This is a genomic window from Acinetobacter sp. YH12094 (genome assembly GCF_013419295.1).
GTDB lineage: Bacteria > Pseudomonadota > Gammaproteobacteria > Pseudomonadales > Moraxellaceae > Acinetobacter > Acinetobacter amyesii.
In genome coordinates this window covers 66501-72972 of sequence record NZ_VPAK01000017.1, presented here as the reverse complement: position 1 = coordinate 72972, position 6472 = coordinate 66501, and the positions used below count along the sequence as shown (strand labels likewise).

6 protein-coding genes and 6 tRNA genes are annotated in these 6472 nt (G+C 40.6%); 3 read left to right on the top strand and 9 right to left on the bottom strand.

The window, feature by feature from the left end; genetic code table 11:
* Positions 1 to 271 precede the first annotated feature (271 nt).
* Genes FTU34_RS12875 through FTU34_RS12865 form a run of 3 tightly spaced genes read left to right on the top strand, consistent with a single transcriptional unit; the run spans position 272 to position 2474 of the window.
* Entirely contained in the window at positions 272 to 772 is a 501-nt protein-coding gene (locus tag FTU34_RS12875; protein WP_180035852.1) for a YfiR family protein, read from the top strand.
* Positions 769 to 1986: a diguanylate cyclase domain-containing protein gene (locus tag FTU34_RS12870; protein ID WP_180035851.1), complete on the top strand. Its 1218-nt coding sequence runs from the start codon at positions 769 to 771 to the stop codon at positions 1984 to 1986. Before FTU34_RS12875 ends, FTU34_RS12870 begins: the two co-directional genes overlap by 4 nt.
* An 8-nt stretch (positions 1987 to 1994) precedes the next feature.
* A complete protein-coding gene (locus FTU34_RS12865) occupies positions 1995 to 2474 on the top strand; it encodes an OmpA family protein (RefSeq protein WP_180035850.1) in 480 nt (159 codons plus the stop codon).
* Positions 2475 to 2588: 114 nt separating this feature from the next.
* On the opposite strand, the gene FTU34_RS12860 is transcribed toward FTU34_RS12865, so the two are convergent.
* The 9 genes from FTU34_RS12860 to FTU34_RS12820 all read right to left on the bottom strand — a co-directional run bounded on the left by FTU34_RS12860 (position 2589) and on the right by FTU34_RS12820 (position 6376).
* Positions 2589 to 2665 (bottom strand) — tRNA-Pro (locus FTU34_RS12860).
* 17 nt (positions 2666 to 2682) lie between these two features.
* Positions 2683 to 2758: transfer RNA gene (locus tag FTU34_RS12855), tRNA-His, on the bottom strand.
* Positions 2759 to 2863: 105 nt separating this feature from the next.
* Positions 2864 to 2940, bottom strand: a tRNA-Pro gene (locus tag FTU34_RS12850).
* 3 nt (positions 2941 to 2943) lie between these two features.
* Positions 2944 to 3019: transfer RNA gene (locus FTU34_RS12845), tRNA-His, on the bottom strand.
* 44 nt (positions 3020 to 3063) lie between these two features.
* A tRNA-Arg gene (locus FTU34_RS12840) sits at positions 3064 to 3140 on the bottom strand.
* A gap of 45 nt (positions 3141 to 3185) precedes the next feature.
* A tRNA-Pro gene (locus FTU34_RS12835) sits at positions 3186 to 3262 on the bottom strand.
* Positions 3263 to 3416: 154 nt separating this feature from the next.
* On the bottom strand, positions 3417 to 4484 hold the full coding sequence (nadA, locus tag FTU34_RS12830; protein ID WP_111885394.1) for a quinolinate synthase NadA: 1068 nt from the start codon (positions 4482 to 4484) through the stop codon (positions 3417 to 3419).
* Between the two features lie 154 nt (positions 4485 to 4638).
* Entirely contained in the window at positions 4639 to 5859 is a 1221-nt protein-coding gene (gene argJ, locus FTU34_RS12825) for a bifunctional glutamate N-acetyltransferase/amino-acid acetyltransferase ArgJ (protein ID WP_180035849.1), read from the bottom strand.
* Positions 5860 to 6019: 160 nt separating this feature from the next.
* Complete coding sequence (locus FTU34_RS12820; RefSeq protein WP_180035848.1) at positions 6020 to 6376, bottom strand: hypothetical protein; 357 nt, start codon at positions 6374 to 6376, stop codon at positions 6020 to 6022.
* Positions 6377 to 6472 lie beyond the last annotated feature (96 nt).

Genomic DNA, 6472 nt, shown 5'->3' with positions numbered 1-6472 from the left:
AACTTAAAAAATAAAACCCAACTTAATCAATTCAACCAAGTCATTGTTTTATCAGAAGTTTTAATCTTCATCACCGCCGATGGATGTGCATTCTACAGCATTTCACATCCGTTGCAACACCTTTTTTATGATTTATTTTACGCATGTCGCTTTTTTAAACATATAAACATTCTTTTGTATTATTATTGGGCTATATACGCCCTATTTCATATAATAAAACGTATATAAACCCAATTTTCATTCCATTTAATTTAAGAATTTTTGATTTCGTATGGTTGTTTTTAAAAAAACTGCCTATTTAATAATGGCGTGCTCCATTTCACCCATATTATATGCAGCTCCCACAGCAAATATTTTCACAACCACTTTCTCTATTTTGAGTTATGCCAAGTGGGAAACCACTTCACCCAAATTTTGTGTGATTAATAATTCAAGTTTAGTCAATGATTTTAAAAAACTTGCGCCAACCCACAGCACTTATAAAATTACAGCCATCAATGTAAATGACATCAAATCTAGTCATTGCCAAGTTTTATTTTTTTCCAATCTATCAGCAAAAGAAGAACAAAGTATTTTAAACAACCATGTTAATTTCCCCGCCCTCTCTCTAAGTAGTAACAATAGTGAGTGTGAGTCTGGCAGTGCATTTTGTTTGTATAAAAAAAATCAGAGTTATTCGTTTAAAATTAATATGGAAAGTTTAACGCAGTCACAAATACATATTGATCCACGCGTTTTATTACTGGCGAAGTCATCGGAGTCAGCTGAATGAAACAACTCTATAACCCAATTACATTACACCAATTATTTACGCGTTCGCAGCTCACCATCTTTGCTTTAACATTTACGATTTGTTCTGCGATTTTTTTGGTGATTTCCACCTATACAATGCATACCTATGCAAAAAACAGCTTAACGATTTTATCAAATGCAATTAACGAACGTGTTCAACCGGCTGTGGTGTTTAATGACCAAATAACGATGGGTCAAATTTTAAATGAATACACCCAACTATATCCTATCCGTTCAATAGAAATTACCAACCTTCAAAATGCGTCGCTTGCTCATGCTGAGCAAAAAGAAATTTCAACATTCTCTAGCCAAGCGATTTTAGATTATTTCTTTTTTAGCCAACCGATTCGTTTAGATATTCATCATGATCAGAAAAGTTACGGCGAACTGGTCGTATATGGAAACTCTTCAGATTTAGTTAGTTTCTTCCATAAAATTTTGCTGGGCTTGTTTTTAGGTTTTATTCTTTTATTGGCTACTGTGTTTTGGTCGGTGAATTCTGTTTATCAATACTTAATGCAATCTGTTCGCTCTATTGTTGAATCAGCCCAAACCATTAGCATTAAGAAAGATTATAAAATGCGGGTTTCAAACTCTGATATTCAAGAATTACACGCACTCAGTACCGCCTTTAATGGTTTACTTAGTGAAATTGAACAGTCAAATAAAAACTTGATTTCAGAAAATGACAAGCTAATTCATCTAGCACGTCATGATGCATTAACCCAATTGCCAAATCGTAATTATTTTTATGAAAAGCTGTTTGAGCTATTTGACTTAAAAGCGAACGCTGCTGTGTTCTTTGTCGATATTGAAAACTTTAAACATGTGAATGACCAATATGGACACTTAGCTGGAGATGCAGTACTGCGTGCCTCATCACATTGTTTAAAACAAGCACTTCCAGATGATGCTTTCGTTGCGCGACTCGGTGGTGATGAATTTGCAATTATTATCAATCGCTTAAACTTCCTGACAGAACTCGAAGTCTTTTGTCACAAGATACATGACTGCTATGGTTCCACATTTGTTTATGAGCAACATAATATTGCATTACAAGCTAATATTGGTGTGGCACTGATCCAAAATGCGAAATCGCCAGAAGATCTAATCGCAGATGCGGATCGCGCTATGTATGATGCTAAACTTTCGAATAATCATTGGTGCATTGCACCACAACGCCCCAACTCATAGGAGTTGCTATGTTAAAGAACGCATTTAAAGTTTTATTTATAATTGCATTCACAGCCACTATGACAGCCTGCATGAGTTTAGGTAACTTAAGCTACAAACAAGCACGCATGCTTAAAAAAGAAGGGTTTGTCTTGACCAATGATGGTTGGACACTTGCCCTACCAGAACGACTTTTATTTGGTTTTGATGATTATCAAATTCAACCCCACCAACAAGTCAAGTTAAATACACTTGCCACTCAACTGATTAAATATGACCTAAACAAAATTAAGTTTATTGGTCATACGGATAATGTTGGACAAGCCAATTACAACCAACAACTGTCAGAAAAACGTGCGCAAAGCGTCGCAAACGTCTTTTTAAAGCAAGGTTATAACAGTTCAAATATTCAAATTATTGGCCGTGGTGCTGAACAACCGATAGTCTCTAATGACACTAAAACCAATCGTGCCATCAACCGTCGTGTAAATGTCACCATCATTCCCTAAATAGCAGAATATAAAAAAGCCACCTTATGGTGGCTTTTTTATTTTTTATAAATTTCAGGCATAAAAAAACCGCTAAATGCGGCATCTTTTTCATAGTATTACTTTTGAGATAAATGGTCGGAGCAGTAGGATTCGAACCTACGACCCCCTGGTCCCAAACCAGGTGCACTACCAGGCTGTGCTATGCTCCGCTTTCAACTTTAAAAGTTGGGGTGAATGATGGGATTCGAACCCACGACAACCGGAATCACAATCCGGGGCTCTACCAACTGAGCTACATCCACCATCGTGTTCTTGCTTGTGAATAACCAATATAACGCATTTTAAATTACAGGCATAAAAAAACCGCTGTATGCGGTATCTTTTATCGACCGTTTTCTTTAAGAAAATGGTCGGAGCAGTAGGATTCGAACCTACGACCCCCTGGTCCCAAACCAGGTGCACTACCAGGCTGTGCTATGCTCCGAATTGGGGTGAATGATGGGATTCGAACCCACGACAACCGGAATCACAATCCGGGGCTCTACCAACTGAGCTACATCCACCATCACAACAAGTTTCAGATTCTATTATCAGAACACCATTAAAATGGCGCGCCTGACAGGATTCGAACCTGTGACCATCCGCTTAGAAGGCGGATGCTCTATCCAACTGAGCTACAGGCGCATTACCGATGACATAGACTATCACGCGATTTTTGCCTTGAGAAATTGGTCGGAGCAGTAGGATTCGAACCTACGACCCCCTGGTCCCAAACCAGGTGCACTACCAGGCTGTGCTATGCTCCGTTTCATCTCAGCTTTCGCTGTATCGCATATCGTGCGGTACGGTGTGCATTCTAGGCGTGACGTTGATTAACGTCAACACCTATCTTCAAAAAAACATAAAAAATCATTTCAAGCGATTATTTATCAAGCACTTTAATCATTTTTCAAGCAAAAATTAACGTTTTAAACTGGCACTGAAATTCAACATCCGATCTAAAGGCAATTTAGCACGTTCAGCCAATGCCGGATCTACAAAAATTTCCTGATCGCCTTTTTGTAAAACTTCCAGAATGCCATCCAATTCATTCATCGCCATCCAAGGGCAATGCGCACATGAACGACAAGTCGCTCCCTCACCTGCCGTCGGTGCTTCGATGAGAATTTTATTCGGCACAGCTTGCTGCATTTTATAAAAAATACCGCGATCTGTTGCCACGATTAAACGTTCGTGTGGCAAGGTTTGTGCAGCCTTGATCAATTGCGAGGTGCTACCGACGGCATCTGCAATATCCACCACAGATTCTGGTGACTCTGGATGTACCAAAACTGCTGCATCAGGATACAGCGCTTTCATATTGGCAATACCACGTGCACGGAACTCTTCATGGACAATACATGCCCCATCCCATAGCAACATGTCTGCACCGGTTTTCTTTTGAATATAGCGACCGAGATGCTGATCGGGTGCCCAAATAATTTTTTCACCTAAACTATCTAAATGCTCAACAATTTCAACAGCACAGCTCGAGGTTACCACCCAATCTGCACGCGCTTTCACTGCCGCCGAGGTATTGGCATATACCACAACCGTATGATCCGGATGTGCATCGCAAAATTTGGTAAATTCATCGACAGGACAACCCAAATCAAGTGAGCATGTTGCCTCTAGAGTAGGCATCAGTACGGTTTTCTCAGGAGATAAAATCTTCGAGGTCTCCCCCATGAATTTCACTCCTGCAACCACCAACGTCGTTGCTTCATGATCCCGACCAAAACGTGCCATTTCAAGTGAATCCGAAACGCATCCACCGGTCTGTTCTGCTAGTTCCTGCACCTCAGGATCACAGTAATAGTGTGCAACAAGGACAGCGTTACGTTTTTTGAGTTCCGCTTTAATTAATTCAAACTTTTCAAGCTTTGCAGCTTCCGTTAAGTGATGCTCTTTAACATCCCCCAAACGATCCAAATGCGCTTGTACAATTGATTTTGCTTCATTTGCAATTAAGTTGTTTGCATTATTCATCACAACGTCTTCTCTACCCTTAATGCCTGCTACTACACAGGTGCTTCACAACTGACCCATAAATATGGCACTTGGCTATTTTTTTACCGGTCATTAAAAAGTTCCACTTATAAAAAAGCCTCACAACGGAGGCTTTTCAAAAACATCAAATATCTTATGAACGGTAATCTGCGTTAATCTTGACATAATCATACGAAAGGTCACAGGTATACACCGTATCTCGAGCACTGCCACGTCCTAAATCTACACGGATCGTGATCTCAGATTTCTCCATCTCTGCAGCCCCTGCTGCTTCGGTATAATCTGCTGCGGCACCACCGTCTTTACAGATTTGAACATCACCTAACCAGACCTGAATTTTTTCAACATCTAAGTTTGGCACACCTGCATAACCAATAGCTGCCAAAATACGGCCCCAGTTTGGATCTGATGCGAAGATTGCAGTTTTAACCAACGGTGAATGTGCGATGCTATAAGCAATATCACAACATTCTTGAGTATCTGCGCCGCCTTCTACCGCCACAGTAATAAACTTCGTCGCACCTTCACCATCACGGACAATGAGCTGTGCAAGACGCTTCATTACACGTGTTAACACGTCTAAAACAGCAGCATAACGTGAATCTGATTCTGAAGTAATTTCTACGCCACCAGCTTGGCCCGTTGCAATCAAAATACATGAGTCATTCGTTGAGGTATCACCATCCACCGTAATACGGTTAAACGACAGGTTAACTGTGGTTTTCAAAAGCTGTTGCACCAGCTCACGGCTAATGGGTGCATCAGTTGCCACATAGCTCAACATGGTCGCCATATTTGGACGAATCATGCCTGCGCCTTTAGAAATGCCTGTCATAGTATACAGAACGCCATCTAGTTCGAACTGTTCAGATGCACCTTTAGGTGTGGTATCAGTGGTCATAATGCCCGTTGCCGCATCCAACCATGCATCTTCCTGCAAACTATCTAATGCTGGTTGCAAGCCTTGAACCAAACGATCAATAGGTAATTGCTCACCAATTACACCTGTTGAAAATGGAAGAACTTCTGTATTTTGAACACCAGCCAGTTCTGCCAGTTTCGCACATGTCGCTTCAGCATTTGCCATGCCAATTTTGCCAGTACCGGCATTGGCATTTCCGGTGTTAATCACTAAATAACGTGGATTACCTGCCAATAAGTGGGCTTTAGAAATATGCACCGGTGCTGCACAAAATGCATTTTGAGTAAAAACGCCTGCGACATTAGAACCTTCAGCAAATTCAAAAATGACAAGGTCACGTCGGTTCTGATAGCGCACATACGCTTCAGCCGAACCGATTTTTACACCTTTCACCACATGCATCTGTGGCATAGATACGTCACCAACTGCCATTTTTCAACGTCCAACTATATGAGTTATAAAAAATACAGCTTAGTGCAAAATCTATAAAAAATCGAGCAGAAGCACGGTTTTGCTGTAATTTTATTGTGGATTTCTTTTGCACATAAAAAAACCAGTCTTTCGACTGGTCTTTATCGCTGTTCGTCGTAAATTAGTTACGCGCAAGCTGAGTTGCTTCATCAAGAAGCACTTGTTTCGCTTTTTGTTGACTCGCAGCAGAAAGGGCTGGGTTTTCAGCCACAATACGGTCAGCATTCGCCGCATTGGCTGCTGCAATTTTTGCAGTTTGCAATACGATTGGACGATTTGGATTGGCAAAGGTATAACGAATACCCGTACGCGGGCTTGCTACAGTCACTTGACCGTCAGTACCAATCTGTACTTGAGTTGTTGTTGGACCAACTGCTTGTTGAACTTTCTCTAAAGAAGTCGTCTGAGGAGCGTTTGCAAAGGCAAAAGTTGGCAAAGCCAAAGCAGCAATCATGAACGGTTTTAGTACTTTTTTCATTGTCTTTTCCGTCTTACGGTTATTGATAGAAACTAAATAACATTTAATCTACTGAACTGCAAATACTATTCAGGTCAGATTAGTAGTGTAAATAAA